We start from the raw sequence: 18,402 nt of genomic DNA, 5'->3' as shown, positions 1-18,402 counted from the left end.
CAGGCCGATGGCACCTACAGCTTCAATCCAGGCAGCGCCTTCCAGAGCCTGGCGCAAGGCGCCACGGCGACCAGCAGCATCACTTATACGGTGACCGATGCTGACGGTGCGACGAGCGATGCGACGCTGACGGTAACGGTGACGGGCACCAACGACGTGCCGACGGTGACCGACGACGCGCAAAGTGTGACTGAGGATGTAGACGTTGACGCGGGTGTTCTGAGCGTTGGCGGCTATGTCACGATCACCGACTTGGACGCGGGCCAAAGCAGCTTCAATCCGTCCACCCTGGCGTTCGGTTCGAGCACGGCAGCCGGCGGCACTCAGTTGGGCAGCATCGAGATCAACGCCGACGGCACCTACACCTACAGCGTTTCCAACGCCGCGGTGCAGTACCTGAAGGCGGGCGAGTCGATCGTTGAAACTTACACGGTCAAGTCCGCTGACGGCACGGCCACCAGCACGATCACCATCACCATCAACGGCACCAACGATGAACCGACAGCCGAGTCGTCCTCGATAACAGGCACCGAAGACACGCCGATAATCCTTGCATGGGACGACTTCCATGTCTCGGATCCCGGCACAGATCCTGGTGTGAAAATCACCGCTCTGCCTGCGGACGGCGTGCTGCAATACTGGAACGGCAGCGCCTGGACCAATGTGGCCGCCAACCAGATCATTTCCAAGGAAGATATCGACGCCCACCACCTGCGGTTCGTGCCGGAGGCCAACCAATCCGGCGTAGACGGGTATAACCAGGATGGCGCGGGCGATCAGCTCAACGATTATGCGCAGCTCACGTTCCAGCCGGTCAATAGCCAGGGAACCGGAGCCGACGCGACGCTGACCATCGATATCACGCCTGTGGCCGACGCTCCCGACTTGAACTTCACCCTGGAAGTGCCGGTCACGACCATCGAGCACACCAGCTTTAACGCGACGTTCGGCGGCGCATCCTTCACGGTGACGGACGGCAAAGTAGTCAATTCCAGTGTCAGCGGCGCAACATTGCGTACGGGCTCGTCAGGCGGTAGCGGCAGCAGCAAGGATATTTTTGTTGTGGGCACGATAAGCTCAAACAACAGTATTGATGGCAAGAACGGTACCGATATCGTCTACTTCAGCAAGGATTCATCGCACTATACCTATACCCAAACCGGTAGTAGCGGCAGCAATTGGAAAGTCACAGACACGGATACCGGCAAGACCGTCACGCTTACGAGTATCGAAGGCTTCGTATTCAGCGATGGCGAGCATGTTGGCTCGGTGGATGTATCCGCGCCGGTCTCGACGGGCTTTGATACCTACGGCGTCAACCTGGAGTCGGCCCTGGTCGATGCCGATGGCAGCGAGAGCCTGTCCGCCATCACGGTCAGCGGCCTGCCGGCCGGCGCGTCCTTCAACATGGGCGCGGCTGGCGCCGAGGCCGGCACATGGACATTCCCGTCGGGAACGGACCTGGGCCATCTGCAGCTGACCGTGCCTCTCGGAACGGGCCAGTTGACGCTGACCGCAAGCGTGACCTCGACGGAACAGTTGGGCGGCAGCGAGACCACCACGGTGGATGCGACCATCCAGCAGTACAGCGTCACAACGGGAACGACGGGCTCGGACACCCTGCCGGGCGATGCGGCCAACAACGTCCTGGTCGGCGATCCCGGCGGCGTGAAGTCCAATATCGAGCCGGGCACGAATTACAACATCGCGCTGCTCGTGGACGTGTCCAAGAGCATGGATGACAACTCGGGCGAGAAGATCAATGGCAAGAACATCTCGCGCCTGGCCCTGGCCAAGGCGGCATTGGACAATCTGGCGGAGCAATTGGCCGGCCATGATGGCAATGTGAACGTCGCCCTGATCAGCTTCAGCACCGGGTCCAAGGAAATCATTACAGTACAGTTCAATGCCAATGATCCGGATGCGGTCAATCTTGCGAAGCTGCAGAATGCGATCGACGGCCTGAGTTCGGACATGTATACCAACTACGAAGCGGCCTTCGCCAAGGCAAATGAGTGGTTCGCGTCCGACAAGGCTACCGAGGGCTATACCAACCTGACCTTCTTCCTGACGGATGGAAACCCCACGACGTATAACGGCGAGTCGCGCCCCAACGCGGATACAAACTATAACGACATGTACAAGGCGCTGGACGACTACAACGCCTTGGCGGGGATCAGCAAGGTCCAGGCCATTGGCATCGGCAGCGGCGTCACCGAGAGCTATCTGAAGTTCTTCGACAATACCGACGTGACGGCGCAAAGCATAGTCCCCTTCGGCCCGAACGGCGACAACACTACCGTGGCGAACTTTAATAGTTCCGGCGCGTGGAAGACGGCCGGCAACTGGAGCCAGGATGGCGGGGGAACGATTAATTTTGATAGTAATCGTCTGAACATCACAGACTCGAACAAGAACAATACGGCGTTCACGGTGGGCAGCCCGACGTTCAGCATCGATAATGGGGACTATGCCAAGATAAGCTTTGCTTATTCAAGCAGCAACTTCAGTTCGGGCGACAAATTCTCGTGGACGCTGATGAAGCTGGTGGACGGCATATGGACTCTGGAGGAGTCTGGCGATCGGACCAGTTCAAGCAGCACAACGATTACGACGGCTAAAACCTATGACGCCGGACAGTATCAGCTTGTGTTCACGGTGAACGATGGCAGCAGCAACACCAGCAGCAGCGGACAAGCGCAGGTGCGCATCGATGATATCCAGCTGGTGGGCCAGGATGTGCTGGCGGGCGCGGTTGGCGACGTCCAGATCGTCAACGATGCGGCCGGCCTGCAGGCGGCGCTCGAGCATGGCTCCAATACGACCGAACCGGCGGCTGTCGGCAACGATACCTTGAACGGCGGCGACGGCAACGACATCCTCTTTGGCGACGTGATCAATACCGCGGGCCTGCCGTGGGGCACGCCGGGCCATCCCGCCCAGCCTGCCGATCTGGCCGACATGAAGGGAATCGATGCATTGAAGCTGTTCCTGGCCAACGGCGGCGACAATCCGACCGACGCCCAGGTATTCCAGTACATCAAGGACAACCATGCGCAGTTCGATGTGGCGGGCGATACGCACGGCGGCGGGGATACCCTGAATGGCGGCGCTGGCCATGACATTCTCTTTGGCCAGGGCGGCAACGATGTACTGCATGGCGACGAAGGCAACGATATCCTTTACGGCGGCACGGGCAACGACACCCTCGTAGGAGGCAAAGGCGACGACACCCTCATCGGCGGCGCCGGCGACGATATCTTCAAGTGGGAATTAAACGACGAAGGCACGATTGCGGCCCCGGCCATCGATACCATCAAGGACTTCGGCCTGGGCCATGGGGACGCCAGCGGCGCGGACAAGCTGGATCTGTCCGAACTGCTGGTCGGCGAAGACGCCGCCGGCGCCGATCTGAGCAAATTCCTGCACCTGTCCGGGTCGGAGGACGGCAAGGATACCGTGATCAACGTCAGCTCCCACGGCGGTCTGGCCGCCAACGGCACCGGCTTCGATCAGCAGATCGTGCTGAAAGACGTGCACCTGGATGACTTGGTGGGGGTCGGCCACGGCAACCAGAACGAGATGATCAAGAACCTGATCGACTCCGGAAAACTGAACGTAGATCAGGGCTGAAGCCTGTCATCCGCCTAACCTGGCATGCAGCGCATCGCATGCCAGGCTTCATCCCGGTCACATTCCGCGATCCCGTCAAAGCGCGGAATGTGATTCGGGACTGTTTTTATTTTGCCTTTCCGAAGTGGTATTGGGATATTGTTTGCCTTTCGTGTTTAGTTTGGTTACAACACTGGCCATGCGCGCCGCATCTGTTTTCCACCAAACCCGTTTGTATTTCATGCTGTCGGCCATCGGCATGGTATTGGCGACGGCGGTATATGCACCGGCCACGGCGCTGCAGTTCGATGATTCCCATATTCAGCAGGTGGCGCGTGCGCGCTATGGCCAAGGCGGCGCCACGGCGGTGTCGCGGTGGCTGGCGATGATGGCGCAGCAGCGTTCCGCGCCCGAGTCCCAGCAATTGCGGGCAGTGAACGACTTCTGGAATTCCACCGTGCGCGGCAGCGAGGACCGCTATGTATGGAACCAGGCCGACTATTGGGCGACGCCGCTCGAAACGCTGGGCAAGCAGGCGGGCGACTGCGAAGATTTCGTCATAGGCAAGTATTTCTCGCTGATTCATATGGGCGTGCCGGCGGAAAAGCTGCGCCTGGTCTACGTCAAGGCGCGCATCGGCGGCATGGGCAGTTCGACGACGATTGCGCACATGGTCCTGGGCTATTACGCGACCCCTGACGCCGATCCGCTGGTGCTGGACAGCCTGCTGGGCTCCATCGCGCCGGCCAGCCAGAGGCGCGACCTGACTCCTGTGTTCAGTTTCAACGCGCAGGGTATTTATGTTGCCGGGGCGGCCCCCACGTCGCCGGATCGCATTGGGCATTGGCGCAATTTGCTGTCCAAAATGCAGAAGGAAGGTTTCCAGCCTTAATTCATACAGATAGTTTCGTTAATAGGCGTCGAACAATATGTCTTTACTCAAACAGCTTTTGCTTAGTGTTACGGTGGCAATTGCTTTCATTCTGGCGGGCACGCTGGTGTTCAGCATAGGCGGCGCGCGCCAATATCTGAATACGCAATTGCAGGCGCAGAGCGAAAATGCGGCCTCGTCCCTGGCCTTGTCCTTGTCGCAGCCCGCGAGCCAGGACAAGGTCACGCGCGAATTGTTGATTGCGGCCTTGTACGACAGCGGCCAGTTCCGCGGAATCAGCCTGAAGGGGACGGACGGCCGGGTCATGGTCGAGCGCAGCTCGCCGCCGGCAAAGGGCGCGGGCATGGCGCCCGCCTGGTTCAGCGGCCTGCTGCCGCTGGCCACGCCCACCGCCACGCGCCAGGTGTCCGACGGCTGGCGGCAGGTAGGCGAGCTCTCGGTGACTTCGGACGACCTGTCGGCAAGGGATGCGCTGTGGCGCAGCAGCACCCGGGTGCTCGCTTTGGTGGTCGTCGCCGGCCTGTTGTGGGCATTGTTCGCCATACTGTTGATACGCTGGCTCAAGCGGGCGCTGAAAGATGAAATCACGGAGCAGGTCAGGGCCATTGCCGAGGGCGGCCAGCCGGCGCCCGCCTCGACCCGTCCGCGGATCGCCGAGCTTGCGCACGCCTCGCGCATGATCCGCGACGTGCGCGAGCGGGTGCGCGCCACGGCCCAGGAGCAGAGCGCGCATATCGAATCGCTGCGCCTGGAGGTCAACCAGGATCCGGTAACAGGCCTGACCAACCGCAAGTATTTCGTCAATGAATTGCGGCGCGTGCTGAAAGGCGGCGCCGATTCGCCGCCGGCCGGCGGCCATGTGCTGATCTTTCGCCAGCGCGACCTCGCCGGGCTGAATGCGACGATGGCGCGCAACGAGGCCGATCAATGGCTGCGCGCAGTGGGGCAGGGCGTGACGCGGGTCATGGAGGCGTTTCCCGAGATGCATGCGCAGGCGGCTCGCCTCAACGGTTCGGACTTCGTGGTGTTGATGCCGCAGTCCATCGGCGTGGATGCGACCCGGCTGGTGCAGCAGGTCCGCCAGGTCCTGGATGCCTTGCGGGTGCGCCTGAATGACGGCCGCTTGTGCCGCTGGAGCCTGGCCCTCACCGACTACACGCCGGACTGCGATGTCAGCACGGTGCTGGCGAGGCTGGATCACGGGCTGATGTATGCTGAAAGCGCGGGCCATGACGATGTCGAATATGTATCCTATGCCAATGACAGGCACGGCAAGGCGCCGGGGGGAACCGGCGAGGCCGCGTGGCGCGCCCTGCTGACCGATGCCTTGTCGCAGGGCAAGCTGGAACTGTCGCTGCGGCGTGCCATCTATGAAAATCACGGGTCGAGCGACCGGCACGAGGCGTCGCTGGAATTGCGGGACGGCGAAAACGGCGAAAATCTGCTGTCGGGCTATTTGTTCATGCCGGCGGCGGTGCGGCTGGGCTTGTCCGCCGACTGCGATCTGCGCGCCATCGAACTCGGGCTGGCGTGGCTGGACCAGCATGGCGGCGAACTGGCCATCAAGGTGTCGCTGCCATCATTGCTGCAGCCCCATTTCCTTCCGGAAATGAAACGGCGGCTGCGAGGCCTGCATGCGCAGCCGGACCAGATAGGGCGCCTGCTGCTCGAAATCGATGCGCATGGCCTGATAGCCTATGGCCAGGAAGTCCAGGAATTCTGCCGCCAGGTGGCGGCGGCCGGCGCGCGCACGGCCCTGCGCCGCCTGGCGCAACAGCCGGCTGCGCTCATGCATTTGCACGAAGCCTCGTTCAGCTACGTGAAACTGGGAGGCGACATGGTGACTTGCCTGCTTGCCAGCCCCGGCGCCCGCCAGTTGGCGGTTGCGGTGGCGCAGACCGCCGCGGGTCTGGGCATAAAAGTGTATGCTGACGATGTGCCCGATGCCGAAACCCGGCTCATGTTGCAAAAAAACGGCATTTTCGCCTTGTTAAGCACGGCGCCTTCGGCGGATGCCGCCGGCTAGACGCCTCCTGGTGCTGCTTGCATGCGGCTTTTATAAAGTGCGCTTGCAATTGCATCGAGAAAAAGCTATTATCTGAAACTTGCCTACAGCGGACGACAAAGCAGCTTTGCGTAGGCAATACGAGTTTTTTTAGCAGATTTCAACCCAGGGCTGGTGTAATTTCAGCCTGACGGGACCAAAACTGGTTGTGTGGCGCTACTGATCCAGTAGCGCGGTGCGGCTAAGTTGGAACAGGAAAAATCATGATCCAAATGCAGACCACGCTGGACGTGGCCGATAACACTGGCGCACGCAGAATCATGTGCATCAAGGTGTTAGGCGGCTCGAAGCGCCGTTATGCCGCTATCGGTGACATTATCAAAGTCAGTGTCAAAGATGCGGCCCCACGCGGGCGCGTCAAAAAAGGCGAGATTTACAACGCTGTAGTGGTTCGCACCGCTAAGGGCGTTCGTCGTAAAGACGGCTCGCTGATCAAGTTCGGTGGCAACGCTGCCGTGTTGCTCAACGCTAAACTGGAACCCATCGGCACCCGTATCTTCGGACCTGTCACGCGTGAATTGCGTACGGAAAAGTTCATGAAGATCGTGTCGCTGGCTCCAGAAGTGCTGTAAGGAGCGAACCATGGAAAAAATCCGCAAAGGCGACGAAGTCATAGTGTTGACTGGTCGCGACAAAAAACGCCGTGGCACCGTGCTCCAGCGTGTTGACGCCGACCACGTGCTGGTCGAAGGCATCAATGTCGTCAAGAAACACGTGAAGGCCAATCCCATGGCCGGTACGCAAGGTGGCATTATCGACAAGACCATGCCCATCCACATTTCCAATGTGGCGCTTTTCAATCCCGAGTCCGGCAAGGCCGATCGCGTCGGGATCAAGGAAGTCGATGGCAGCAAGGTCCGTGTATTCCGTTCCAGCGGCGCCGTCGTTGGCGCCAAGGCTTAAGGGGCGAAGAACATGGCTCGTTTACAAGAGTTTTACCGCAGCAAGGTCGCGGCCGACCTGCAAGCCAAATTTGGCTACAAAAGCGTCATGGAAGTGCCGCGCATCACCAAGATCACCCTGAACATGGGTGTTTCGGAAGCGGTTGCCGACAAGAAGGTCATTGAGCACGCTGTCTCTGACTTGACCAAGATCGCCGGGCAGAAGCCCGTCGTCACCAAGACGAAAAAGGCTATCGCGGGTTTCAAGATCCGTGAAGACTATCCCATTGGATGCATGGTCACTTTGCGTGGCCGCCGCATGTACGAATTCCTGGACCGCCTGGTCGCCGTGGCTCTGCCGCGCGTTCGCGACTTCCGCGGTATATCGGGTCGTGCGTTCGACGGGCGTGGCAACTACAACATCGGGGTAAAAGAGCAGCTGATTTTCCCTGAAATCGAATACGACAAAATCGACGCCGTACGTGGGATGAACATCAGCATCACTACTACAGCCAAGACCGACGACGAAGCCAAGGCATTGCTTACCGCCTTCAGCTTCCCGTTTCGCAATTAAGGGGCGATGACGTGGCAAAACTTTCACTCATCAATCGCGATATCAAACGCGCCAAGCTGGCAGAAAAATTCGCACCCAAACGTGCAGCACTGAAGGCGGTCATCGACGATCAGTCCAAGACTGACGAAGAACGCTACCAGGCCCGTTTGCAACTGCAACAACTGCCGCGCAATTCCAACCCAACTCGCCAGCGCAATCGTTGCGTTGTCACGGGTCGTGCGCGTGGCGTTTACAGCAAGTTCGGTCTAACTCGTCACAAGCTGCGCGAAATGGCGCTGCGTGGCGAAGTGCCGGGCATGACCAAAGCCAGCTGGTAGGAGAAATACACATGAGCATGAGCGATCCCATCGCCGACATGTTGACCCGCGTGCGTAATGCACAGCAAGTCCACAAGACGTCGGTCAGCATGCCCTCCTCGAAGCTGAAGGTAGCTATTGCTGCCGTGCTGAAAGACGAAGGCTATATCGACAGTTTCCAGATCGGCGGCGAAAAGGCCAAGCCGGTCCTGGAAATCACACTTAAATACTACGCTGGCCGTCCGGTCATCGAGCGTATCGACCGCGTGTCGCGTCCTGGGCTGCGTATCTACAAAAGCAGCAAATCCATTCCTCAGGTCATGAATGGTTTGGGCGTGGCTATCGTGTCGACCCCGCGCGGTGTGATGACCGATCGCAAAGCTCGCGCCAATGGCGTGGGCGGCGAAGTACTTTGCTACGTGGCATAAGGAGAATCATATGTCACGCATTGCAAAATACCCGGTCCCCGTACCCCAAGGCGTAGAAGCCACGATCAGCGAGAGCCAGATTGTCGTCAAGGGCCCTCTGGGTTCATTGACGCAAGCCCTGAAGGGCGATGTAGTCGTCGCCCAGGAAGACGGCCAGCTGACATTTGTTGTCGCCAACGATTCCCGCGAGGCCAAGGCCATGTCGGGTACGTTGCGCGCACTGGTTGCCAATATGGTCACCGGTGTCAGCAAAGGCTTCGAGCGTAAACTCAACCTGGTTGGCGTGGGCTTTCGTGCCCAGGTCCAGGGTGACGCGCTGAAGTTGCAGCTTGGTTTTTCCCACGACATCGTGCACAGCATGCCCGAAGGCATCAAGGTCGAGTGCCCCACTCAGACCGAGATCGTCATCAAGGGTTCTGACAAACAGGTCGTTGGTCAGGTGGCAGCCGAAATCCGCGCTTATCGCGAACCCGAACCCTACAAGGGCAAGGGCGTGCGTTACGCTGATGAACGCGTCATCATCAAAGAAACCAAGAAGAAATAAGCGCGCAGGCAAGGACGAATTATGGACAAGAAAATCTCCCGTTTGCGTCGTGCGGTATCGACCCGTCGGAAAATCAGCGAGCTGCGAGTGCATCGCCTCTCGATTTTCCGCTCGAACCTGCACATATACGCGAACATCATTTCGCCGGAAGGCGATCGTGTGCTCGTCAGCGCTTCCACGCTGGAGCCGGAAGTGCGCAAAGAACTGGCTGGTCAAAGCGCCAATGGCGGCAACGTAGCCGCTGCTGGCCTGGTCGGCAAGCGCGTAGCCGAAAAAGCAAAAGCCGCTGGCATAGAGCTGGTCGCCTTTGATCGTTCGGGCTTTCGTTATCATGGCCGCGTGAAAGCGTTGGCCGACGCCGCGCGTGAAGCCGGCTTGAAATTCTAAGCAAGGAATTGTCAAATGGCTAAAGCACAAGGCAAGCACGCCGCCGAGAAAGAAAGCGACGACGGCTTGCGTGAAAAAATGATCGCGGTCAATCGCGTCAGCAAAGTGGTCAAGGGTGGTCGCACCATGAGCTTTGCCGCATTGACCGTGGTAGGTGATGGCGACGGCCGCATCGGAATGGGCAAAGGCAAGGCCCGCGAAGTGCCCGTCGCTGTTCAAAAAGCAATGGAACAGGCCCGCCGCGGACTGCTGAAGGTTGCCCTGAAGAACGGCACCCTGCACCATACGGTATTCGGCAAGCATGGCGCTGCCACAGTCATGATTTCGCCGGCGCCGGAAGGTACTGGCGTCATCGCTGGCGGCCCCATGCGCGCCGTTTTCGACGTCATGGGCGTGCGTAACGTGGTTGCCAAGAGCCTGGGCTCCAGCAACCCCTACAACATGGTCCGCGCAACCCTGAATGGCTTGCGTGCCTGCTCGACTCCTTCCGAAATTGCCGCCAAGCGCGGCAAGTCGGTAGAAGATATTCTGGGGTAAGTCATGGCACAGAAGCAAATCAAAGTTACTCTCGTGCGCTCTGTTATCGGCACCCACAAATCCCACCGCGCGACCGTTCGCGGCCTGGGGCTGGGGCGCGTCAACAGCAGCCGCGTATTGATCGATACGCCCGAGGTGCGTGGGATGATCCGTAAAGTGGATTACCTCGTTACCGTCTCGGAAGCCTGAAAGGAATCGGGATGTCAGAAACTCAACTTAATACGCTGAAACCAGCCGAAGGCAGCAAGCAGGCTCGCCGCCGCGTCGGCCGCGGCATAGGCTCGGGCTTTGGTAAAACTTGCGGCCGCGGCCACAAGGGTCAGAAATCGCGTACCGGCGGTTTTCATAAAGTCGGCTTCGAAGGCGGTCAAATGCCTTTGCAACGCCGTCTGCCGAAACGCGGCTTTACCGCCATGAACCAGCATTTGTCCGCCGAAGTGCGCCTGTCCGACCTTGAACGCCTGCCCGTCGACGAAGTCGATGTGCAAGTTCTCAAGCAAGCCGGCGTCATAGGGCAGGCTGTGCGCTATGTCAAGGTCATCAAATCCGGCGAACTGTCGCGCAAGGTTGCCCTCAACGGGATCACCGCGACGGCCGGCGCCCGCAGCGCGATCGAAGCTGCTGGCGGTTCGCTGGCTTAAGGGGTAACGGTGGCTAAAGCTCAGGCACAGAGTAAACCAAGTTCACGATACAGCGATCTGAAGCGCCGTATCGTCTTCCTGGTACTCGCCCTGGTGGTCTATCGGTTGGGAACGCACATACCCGTGCCGGGCATCAACCCCGACGCGCTGTCCGATCTGTTCCGGCAAAACCAGGATGGTATCCTGGGCTTGTTCAACATGTTCTCGGGCGGAGCGCTGTCGCGGTTTTCCGTGTTCGCGCTGGGTATCATGCCCTACATTTCCGCGTCCATCATCATGCAACTGATGGCGGTCGTGGTGCCTACCCTTGAAGCGATCAAGAAAGAAGGCGAATCGGGCCGGCGCAAGATCACCCAGTACACGCGCTACGGCACGGTGTTTCTGGCCCTGATCCAGGCCGTCGGCATCTCGGTCGCCCTCGAATCGCAGCCCGGGCTGGTCATCGATGCAGGCATGATGTTCCGCTTTACAACGGTGGTCACGCTGGTTACCGGCACGATGTTCGTCATGTGGCTGGGCGAGCAAATCACCGAGCGCGGCATGGGCAACGGTATTTCGATACTGATTTTTGCCGGTATCGTGGCGGGTTTGCCTAGCGCCCTGGCCGGGATGCTGGATCTGGTGCGTACTGACTCGATGTCGGTGCTGTCGGCTCTGTTCATCCTGGTGCTGGTCGTGGCCGTGACCTACTTCGTGGTGTTCGTCGAACGCGGCCAGCGCCGCATCACGGTGAACTACGCCAAGCGCCAGGTAGGCAACAAGATCTATGGCGGCCAAAGCTCGCATTTGCCGCTGAAGCTGAATATGTCGGGGGTGATTCCTCCCATTTTCGCCTCGTCCATCATCTTGCTGCCCGCGACGGTGACCAGCTGGTTTTCCAGTAACCCCAACATGCGCTGGCTGGGCGACCTGGCGGCGGTATTATCGCCGGGCCAGCCGCTCTACATTACGCTGTATTCCGCTGCAATCATTTTCTTCTGCTTCTTTTATACGGCATTGGTGTTCAATAGTCGTGAAACCGCAGATAACCTGAAGAAAAGCGGTGCCTTCGTTCCAGGCATACGTCCAGGAGAGCAAACGTCGCGCTATATCGACAAGATATTGATGCGGCTGACCCTGACGGGCGCCATCTACATAACTTTGGTGTGTTTATTGCCAGAACTTATGCAGGCGCGCTGGAATGTACCGTTTTATTTTGGTGGCACTTCTTTGTTGATTATCGTGGTGGTGACCATGGATTTCATGGCACAGGCTCAGGCCTACATGATGTCCCATCAATACGACTCGCTGCTCAAGAAGGCCAACTTCAAGGGTGCGGGACTGCCAATGCGGTAAAAAAGAAATGGCAAAAGACGACGTCATTCAAATGCAAGGAGAGGTTCTCGAGAATCTTCCCAACGCAACTTTTCGCGTCAAGCTGGAAAATGGCCATATAGTTTTGGGCCACATATCGGGCAAGATGCGTATGCATTACATCCGGATTCTGCCGGGTGACAAGGTCACAGTGGAGCTCACGCCCTATGACCTGTCTCGCGCCAGAATTGTCTTCCGCTCTAAATAAGCGGCCGGTTACAGGAAACTAGGAGTCAACCATGAAAGTAATGGCATCGGTAAAGCGGATCTGCCGCAACTGCAAGATCATTAAACGTCACGGCGTGGTGCGTGTAATTTGCACCGAACCACGTCATAAGCAGCGTCAAGGCTAATGGCCGACACGCAACGGATTTAACAAGGAACAGTCATGGCCCGTATTGCTGGCATCAACATTCCGCCGCATCAACACGCCGAAATCGGACTTACCGCGATTTTTGGTATTGGTCGTACCCGTGCCCGCAAAATTTGCGAAGCATCGGGTATCGAGCTTTCCAAGAAAGTGAAAGATCTGACTGACGCCGAACTCGAACGTATCCGCGAACACGTTGGCGTGTTCACGGTTGAAGGTGATTTGCGTCGCGAAGTACAATTGTCGATCAAACGTCTGATCGATCTGGGAACTTACCGGGGCATGCGCCACAAGCGTGGCTTGCCTGTACGCGGTCAACGCACCCGTACCAACGCCCGCACCCGTAAAGGGCCGCGTCGCGCTGCTGCTTCTCTGAAGAAATAATCGAGGAATAGAAGATGGCGAAAGCTTCCAACAGCGGCGCATCGCGCGTACGCAAGAAAATCAAGAAGAGCGTATCGGACGGCATTGCGCACGTTCATGCGTCCTTCAACAACACGATCATCACCATTACCGACCGCCAGGGCAATGCCTTGTCCTGGGCGACATCCGGTGGTGCGGGCTTCAAAGGCTCGCGCAAATCCACACCATTCGCTGCGCAGGTTGCGGCTGAATCGGCTGGGCGCGTCGCGTTGGAATATGGTATCAAAACACTTGAAGTTCGCATCAAGGGCCCCGGTCCTGGCCGTGAATCATCGGTGCGTGCCTTGAATGCGCTGGGTATCAAAATCTCCAGCATTTCAGACATCACGCCGGTGCCGCATAACGGCTGCCGTCCGCCCAAGCGCCGTCGCATCTAAGGGGAAGCATCTTGGCACGTTATATTGGACCTAAATGCAAACTCTCGCGTCGCGAGGGTACTGATTTATTCTTGAAGAGCTCGCGCCGCTCGCTGGACTCGAAGTGCAAACTCGAGTCCAAGCCTGGTCAGCATGGCCGTACCTCGGGCGCTCGCACGTCCGATTACGGTTTGCAGCTGCGCGAAAAGCAAAAGCTCAAGCGCATGTACGGTGTACTGGAAAAGCAATTCCGCAAGTATTTTGTTGAAGCTGAGCGTCGTCGTGGCAACACTGGCGAGACCCTGATTCAATTGCTGGAATCGCGCCTGGACAACGTCGTATACCGCATGGGCTTTGGCTCGACACGCGCCGAAGCGCGTCAGCTGGTCAACCACCGCTCCGTCGAGATCAACGGCCACACGGCTGACATCGCTTCGATGCTGGTCAAGGCCGGAGACGTCGTCTCGATCCGTGAAAAGGCGAAAGCCCAATTGCGTATCCGCGAGTCGCTCGACCTTGCCACGGGCCAAGGCCTGCCGCAGTGGGTCGATGTCGACACCAACAAGCTGACCGGCACCTTCAAACAGGTTCCTGACCGCGCTGATGTCGCACGCGATGTCAACGAATCGATGGTCGTCGAGTTGTACTCGCGCTAATTGACGCAAGCAGCAAAGCCGTAACATCGCATCAGCCCACTTTTCCAGTTTACTGGCAAGTGGGCTTTGCGATGACTATCGCCGGGAATTTCCGGCGTATCCATCAGCCTTATCGGTGTAACGAGCCGAGGGTATTGAAAAGGAACACTCATGTCGTCACAAGGTTTTCTGAAACCCCGTTCTATTGAAGTCGTGCCTGTCGGCAAGAATCACGCCAAAGTCGTGATGGAGCCCTTCGAGCGCGGCTATGGCCACACGCTGGGCAATGCCCTGCGCCGCATTCTGCTGTCTTCCATGGCGGGCTATGCGCCCACCGAAGTCCAGATGACCGGCGTGGTCCATGAATACTCCACCATTGCCGGCGTGCGCGAAGACGTCGTCGACATCTTGCTGAACCTGAAGGGCGTGGTGTTCAAGCTGCACAATCGCGAAGAAGTCACGCTGGTGCTGCGCAAGCAGGGCCAGGGCGTAGTGCTGGCAAGCGACATCGAGCTGCCGCACGATGTCGAAATCATCAATCCCGATCATGTCATCGCCACGCTTACCGAAGCCGGCAAGCTGGAAATGCAGATCAAGGTCGAGCAAGGCCGCGGCTATGTGCCCGGCAATGTGCGCGCCCTGATCGATGACCGCACCCACACTATCGGCCGCATCGTGCTCGATGCATCGTACAGCCCGGTGCGCCGCGTCAGCTATTCGGTTGAAAGCGCCCGTGTCGAACAGCGCACCGACCTGGACAAGCTGATTCTCGACATCCAGACCAACGGCGTGGTGTCGCCTGAAGAAGCCGTGCGCCAATCGGCCCGCATCCTGATGGACCAGATCTCCGTGTTCGCGGCCCTGGAAGGCGCCGGCGACTACGTCGACAATCCGCAGGCCCGCGGCAATGCTCCGCAGATCGATCCCGTGCTGCTGCGCCCGGTCGATGACCTGGAGCTCACGGTTCGTTCGGCCAACTGCCTGAAAGCCGAAAACATCTACTACATCGGCGATCTGATCCAGCGCACCGAAAACGAATTGCTCAAGACGCCCAACCTGGGCCGCAAGTCCTTGAATGAAATCAAGGAAGTCCTTGCCGCACGCGGTTTGACCTTGGGCATGAAGCTGGAAAACTGGCCGCCCGTCGGCCTGGAACGCCCGTAATCCAAGGGGCAACGGCACATTTGTGTTAAAGTCCCGCCCGCAACCGGCCCGCAGCATTGCTGATAGAAGAGCCGGTCAACCAACGGAATCGTCCGTTAACTAGATTCAAAGGAAATCATCATGCGTCACCGTAGTGGTTTGCGTAAATTAAATCGCACCAGCAGTCACCGTTTGGCTATGTTCCGCAACATGGCCGTTTCGTTGCTCACGCACGAAGCCATCAAGACCACCTTGCCGAAAGCCAAGGAATTGCGCCGCGTCGTCGAGCCTCTCATCACGCTGGGCAAAGAGCCCACGCTGGCCAACAAGCGCCTGGCGTTTGCCCGCCTGCGCGACCGCGATGCCGTGGTCAAGCTGTTTGCCGAAATCGGCCCCCGTTATGCCGCGCGCAACGGCGGCTACACCCGCGTCCTGAAAATGGGTTTCCGCCAGGGCGATAACGCGCCTATGGCATTCATGGAATTGGTCGACCGCCCTGAAGTCGAGGAAACCGCCGCCGAATAAGCGCCGCGTATCCGCAGCAGATGGAAAACGGGCTTTCGGGCCCGTTTTTTATGGGTAGAATAGGCCGTTGTCAACGACCTCCAGGATCTGCTCCGTGAGCGCCGCCACTCCTTCCGATACGCCCGGCAATACCCCGCCCGCGCCCGACGCGGGCCATGGCGGCGGCGCCCTCGCGCCGGCCGACGACATCGTCGTCCTGCTCAGCAATGCCCCCGATTTGCTATTGGCCAAGCGCATTGCGCATGTGCTGGTCGAAGAACATCTTGCCGCTTGCGTGAACCTTGGGCCGGCGGGGCTGTCCATGTATATGTGGCAAGGAGCGCTCGAAGGCGTGGAAGAAATTCCGCTGACCATGAAAACGACGCTTGCGAGGGCGCCAGCGCTCATTGCGCGTTTGGGCGAGCTGCACCCTTACGAGGTCCCCGAAGTCCTCGTCCTGCCGGTTTCCGGGGGTTCTGCAAGCTATCTGGCGTGGGTGCGCGAGCAGACCCGGCCGGGCGAGGCATGAAATGATCATCACAGGCGCGTTGCGCCCAAGTAAAGGGTAAAGGAAGTTCTGATGTTTCAAAGTCGGCGCGGGGCCCGCAAGTTAATCCTGGCCTGTTACGCCATCCTGATGCTGGCGATGGCGCTGCTGCATGCCGGGGCGGCCCGCGCGGAAGAGGAATTCCTGGATCCGGAAAAAGCCTTCGTGTTTTCCGCGGCCATGGCCACGCCCACCGAGCTGGACGTGCATTTCAGGATAGCCCCGCAGTACTACATGTATCGCGAGCGCTTCGAGTTTTCCGTCGCGCCCGATTCCAGTCCCAGCCTGCTGGGCGAGGCCATATTCCCGGACGGGCTGGTCAAGTACGATCCGACCTTCGAGAAAGACGTCGAGGTCTATCACGACCAGGTAACGCTGCGGCTGCCGTTGACCGCGGGCGCCGGCCAGGCTCTGCGCCTGGCGGTCACCAGCCAGGGCTGCGCCGATGCGGGCCTGTGCTATCCGCCCATGACGACGGAACTCACCCTTGCGCCCACCGCCGCCGGCTATCAGGCTGCCGGACCCGGCGTCGTGGCCAGCGTGCCCGGCCCCCAGCCGCAAGCGGCGCAGGCCGGGCCGGCGGCCCAGGCGGCTGGCCCCTCAGCGGCGTCCAACCCGTCAGCGCCGGCCAGGGCGGCTGCCGCCCCGGCTGGCCTGGGCGGCGCGCTGGACCTCGGCGACACAGGCTTTGCCGCCTATCTGGCCGCCGCGGGATGGCTCAAGGTCATAGCCTTGTGCCTGCTCTTGGGCCTGCTTCTGTCGTTCACTCCCTGCGTGCTGCCCATGGTGCCGATATTGCTGGCGATCGTGGCGGGCGATGCCGGCAAAGCCGCCAAGGTTACGCGTTGGCGCGGCTTGTCGCTGGCCGCCGTCTTTGTGCTGGGCATGTCGGTGGTCTACACGGTGCTGGGAATCGCGGCGGGCCTGGTCGGAGCCAGCCTTGCGGTGTGGCTGCAAACTCCCTGGGTATTGACGATTTTCGCGGTGTTGCTGGGTGTGCTGGCCTTGGCGATGTTCGATGTATTCACCTTGCAGGCGCCGACAGGGATGCAGACCGCGCTGAACCAGCGCTTGTCCAGGATACCCGGCGGGCGCTATGGCGGCGTGTTCGTCATGGGCATGCTGTCGGCGCTGATCGTCGGGCCTTGCGTGGCGGCGCCGCTGGCGGGGGTGCTGCTGTTCATCTCGCAGACGGGCGATCTCGTGCTCGGCGGAACGGCGCTGTTCGCCATGGCCTGGGGCGAGGGCCTGCTGCTGCTGGCCGTGGGCGCATCGTCGGGAGCCCTGCTGCCCAGGGCCGGCCCATGGATGAACGGCATCAAGCGCCTGTTCGGCGTGCTCTTGTTTGCCACGGCGTGGTGGATGGTCAATTCGATACTGCCGGCGTGGGTGATGATGCTGGGCTGGGCTTTTCTGGCGCTCTGGAGCGCCGTGATGCTGGGCGCGTTCGATGCCATGCCGTCGGGCGCTGGCGTGGGGCCGCTGGTCAACCGGACGATAGGCCTGTTGCTGGCGCTTTGGGCGGTGATCCTCGTGGTGGGAGTATCGGCGGGCGGCCGCGATATTTTCAGGCCGCTGGCGCCGCTGACGAATTCCGCGGTGGTGGCTGCCGCGGGCCCGGCGTCGGGCGGCGGCGGTGCCGCGGCGGGAAAGGCGCTGGACCGGGCGGCGGTCAAGGAGCGGTTCACGAGGGTGTATTCGGTGGCCGAGCTGGATAATTTGCTGGCCAATACGAATCGTCCGGTGATGCTGGATTTTTATGCGGATTGGTGCGTATCCTGCCTGGAAATGGAAAAATTCACGTTCAGCGACCCGGCGGTGGCGGCGCAGATGTCCAGGCTGCTGCTGGTGCAGGCGGATGTGACGAAGAATACGCCGGATGACCGGGCGCTGCTGAAACGGTTCAAGCTGTTCGGGCCGCCGGGGATTATTTTCTTCGATGCCAACGGGAAGCAGCTGGATGACGCGAGGGTAGTGGGATTCAAGAACGCCGGGGACTTCGGCGCGGTGCTGGAGCGGGTGCTGGCGGGGCCTTGATGGCGGCTTCGGCGGGCTGCGTTTCAGATCGTTTTTTCTGCTCTGGCAGCGATCCATTAGGCTTGCGCCAGTGTCGATTGACTTGCGCATGTTTTTTTAAGTTTGCTGTATCGCCACCGTAGGCCATACCAGCCCCAATGCCCAAGCGGGCCGGCTGGCGGCCCGCGCAGGGCGAGC

The 18,402-nt window shown here is 59.8% G+C and carries 23 protein-coding genes; all 23 read left to right on the top strand.

Annotation, left to right across the window (positions count from 1 at the left end; translation table 11 throughout):
- Positions 1 to 3,633, top strand: a 3,633-nt coding sequence (locus BUB23_RS16030; RefSeq protein WP_073104521.1) for a VCBS domain-containing protein, incomplete at its 5' end; no start/stop codon positions are given.
- A gap of 220 nt (positions 3,634 to 3,853) precedes the next feature.
- Positions 3,854 to 4,504 carry a transglutaminase-like cysteine peptidase gene (locus BUB23_RS16025; RefSeq protein WP_073104576.1) on the top strand — a complete coding sequence of 217 codons (651 nt, stop codon included), beginning with the start codon at positions 3,854 to 3,856 and terminating at the stop codon, positions 4,502 to 4,504.
- 37 nt (positions 4,505 to 4,541) lie between these two features.
- On the top strand, positions 4,542 to 6,530 hold the full coding sequence (locus BUB23_RS16020; RefSeq protein ID WP_073104519.1) for a bifunctional diguanylate cyclase/phosphodiesterase: 1,989 nt from the start codon (positions 4,542 to 4,544) through the stop codon (positions 6,528 to 6,530).
- A 242-nt stretch (positions 6,531 to 6,772) separates the two neighbouring features.
- Positions 6,773 to 7,141 (top strand): 50S ribosomal protein L14, encoded by a 369-nt coding sequence (gene rplN, locus BUB23_RS16015; RefSeq protein WP_073104517.1) that lies wholly within the window; start codon positions 6,773 to 6,775, stop codon positions 7,139 to 7,141.
- A 10-nt stretch (positions 7,142 to 7,151) separates the two neighbouring features.
- Positions 7,152 to 7,472 carry a 50S ribosomal protein L24 gene (rplX, locus tag BUB23_RS16010; RefSeq protein ID WP_073104515.1) on the top strand — a complete coding sequence of 107 codons (321 nt, stop codon included), beginning with the start codon at positions 7,152 to 7,154 and terminating at the stop codon, positions 7,470 to 7,472.
- Positions 7,473 to 7,484: 12 nt separating this feature from the next.
- Positions 7,485 to 8,024 carry a 50S ribosomal protein L5 gene (gene rplE, locus BUB23_RS16005; protein WP_073104514.1) on the top strand — a complete coding sequence of 180 codons (540 nt, stop codon included), beginning with the start codon at positions 7,485 to 7,487 and terminating at the stop codon, positions 8,022 to 8,024.
- Positions 8,025 to 8,035: 11 nt separating this feature from the next.
- Complete coding sequence (gene rpsN, locus BUB23_RS16000; protein ID WP_073104513.1) at positions 8,036 to 8,341, top strand: 30S ribosomal protein S14; 306 nt, start codon at positions 8,036 to 8,038, stop codon at positions 8,339 to 8,341.
- A gap of 11 nt (positions 8,342 to 8,352) precedes the next feature.
- Positions 8,353 to 8,748: a 30S ribosomal protein S8 gene (gene rpsH, locus BUB23_RS15995; RefSeq protein WP_073104511.1), complete on the top strand. Its 396-nt coding sequence runs from the start codon at positions 8,353 to 8,355 to the stop codon at positions 8,746 to 8,748.
- A gap of 10 nt (positions 8,749 to 8,758) precedes the next feature.
- Entirely contained in the window at positions 8,759 to 9,292 is a 534-nt protein-coding gene (rplF, locus tag BUB23_RS15990) for a 50S ribosomal protein L6 (protein WP_073104510.1), read from the top strand.
- 21 nt (positions 9,293 to 9,313) lie between these two features.
- Positions 9,314 to 9,679 (top strand): 50S ribosomal protein L18, encoded by a 366-nt coding sequence (gene rplR, locus BUB23_RS15985; RefSeq protein WP_073104509.1) that lies wholly within the window; start codon positions 9,314 to 9,316, stop codon positions 9,677 to 9,679.
- A gap of 15 nt (positions 9,680 to 9,694) precedes the next feature.
- Positions 9,695 to 10,216, top strand: a complete 522-nt coding sequence (rpsE, locus tag BUB23_RS15980) for a 30S ribosomal protein S5 (protein WP_073104508.1) — start codon at positions 9,695 to 9,697, stop codon at positions 10,214 to 10,216.
- A 3-nt stretch (positions 10,217 to 10,219) separates the two neighbouring features.
- Positions 10,220 to 10,405, top strand: a complete 186-nt coding sequence (gene rpmD, locus BUB23_RS15975) for a 50S ribosomal protein L30 (RefSeq protein ID WP_073104506.1) — start codon at positions 10,220 to 10,222, stop codon at positions 10,403 to 10,405.
- A gap of 11 nt (positions 10,406 to 10,416) precedes the next feature.
- Positions 10,417 to 10,857 carry a 50S ribosomal protein L15 gene (gene rplO, locus BUB23_RS15970; protein ID WP_073104504.1) on the top strand — a complete coding sequence of 147 codons (441 nt, stop codon included), beginning with the start codon at positions 10,417 to 10,419 and terminating at the stop codon, positions 10,855 to 10,857.
- Between the two features lie 9 nt (positions 10,858 to 10,866).
- A complete protein-coding gene (secY, locus tag BUB23_RS15965) occupies positions 10,867 to 12,192 on the top strand; it encodes a preprotein translocase subunit SecY (protein WP_073104502.1) in 1,326 nt (441 codons plus the stop codon).
- Positions 12,193 to 12,199: 7 nt separating this feature from the next.
- The gene (gene infA, locus BUB23_RS15960; RefSeq protein ID WP_073104500.1) at positions 12,200 to 12,418 is read left to right on the top strand and encodes a translation initiation factor IF-1; all 219 of its coding nucleotides are present in this window, start codon (positions 12,200 to 12,202) and stop codon (positions 12,416 to 12,418) included.
- Positions 12,419 to 12,449: 31 nt separating this feature from the next.
- Positions 12,450 to 12,563 (top strand): 50S ribosomal protein L36, encoded by a 114-nt coding sequence (rpmJ, locus tag BUB23_RS15955; RefSeq protein WP_073104498.1) that lies wholly within the window; start codon positions 12,450 to 12,452, stop codon positions 12,561 to 12,563.
- Positions 12,564 to 12,598: 35 nt separating this feature from the next.
- Positions 12,599 to 12,964, top strand: coding sequence for a 30S ribosomal protein S13 (rpsM, locus tag BUB23_RS15950; RefSeq protein WP_073104496.1), 366 nt, complete (start codon positions 12,599 to 12,601; stop codon positions 12,962 to 12,964).
- A 14-nt stretch (positions 12,965 to 12,978) separates the two neighbouring features.
- The gene (gene rpsK / locus BUB23_RS15945; RefSeq protein WP_013743934.1) at positions 12,979 to 13,380 is read left to right on the top strand and encodes a 30S ribosomal protein S11; all 402 of its coding nucleotides are present in this window, start codon (positions 12,979 to 12,981) and stop codon (positions 13,378 to 13,380) included.
- An 11-nt stretch (positions 13,381 to 13,391) separates the two neighbouring features.
- On the top strand, positions 13,392 to 14,015 hold the full coding sequence (rpsD, locus tag BUB23_RS15940) for a 30S ribosomal protein S4 (protein ID WP_073104494.1): 624 nt from the start codon (positions 13,392 to 13,394) through the stop codon (positions 14,013 to 14,015).
- A gap of 150 nt (positions 14,016 to 14,165) precedes the next feature.
- A complete protein-coding gene (locus tag BUB23_RS15935; RefSeq protein WP_073104492.1) occupies positions 14,166 to 15,158 on the top strand; it encodes a DNA-directed RNA polymerase subunit alpha in 993 nt (330 codons plus the stop codon).
- Between the two features lie 120 nt (positions 15,159 to 15,278).
- Complete coding sequence (gene rplQ / locus BUB23_RS15930; protein WP_073104490.1) at positions 15,279 to 15,662, top strand: 50S ribosomal protein L17; 384 nt, start codon at positions 15,279 to 15,281, stop codon at positions 15,660 to 15,662.
- 187 nt (positions 15,663 to 15,849) lie between these two features.
- Positions 15,850 to 16,170, top strand: coding sequence for a divalent-cation tolerance protein CutA (cutA, locus tag BUB23_RS15925; RefSeq protein WP_073104575.1), 321 nt, complete (start codon positions 15,850 to 15,852; stop codon positions 16,168 to 16,170).
- Between the two features lie 51 nt (positions 16,171 to 16,221).
- The gene (gene dsbD, locus BUB23_RS15920; RefSeq protein WP_073104488.1) at positions 16,222 to 18,225 is read left to right on the top strand and encodes a protein-disulfide reductase DsbD; all 2,004 of its coding nucleotides are present in this window, start codon (positions 16,222 to 16,224) and stop codon (positions 18,223 to 18,225) included.
- The last annotated feature ends 177 nt before the right edge of the window (positions 18,226 to 18,402 follow it).

It is taken from the genome of Pollutimonas bauzanensis, from assembly GCF_900129885.1.
Lineage (GTDB): Bacteria > Pseudomonadota > Gammaproteobacteria > Burkholderiales > Burkholderiaceae_B > Pollutimonas > Pollutimonas bauzanensis.
This window is presented reverse-complemented; position numbering and strand designations above follow the sequence as displayed.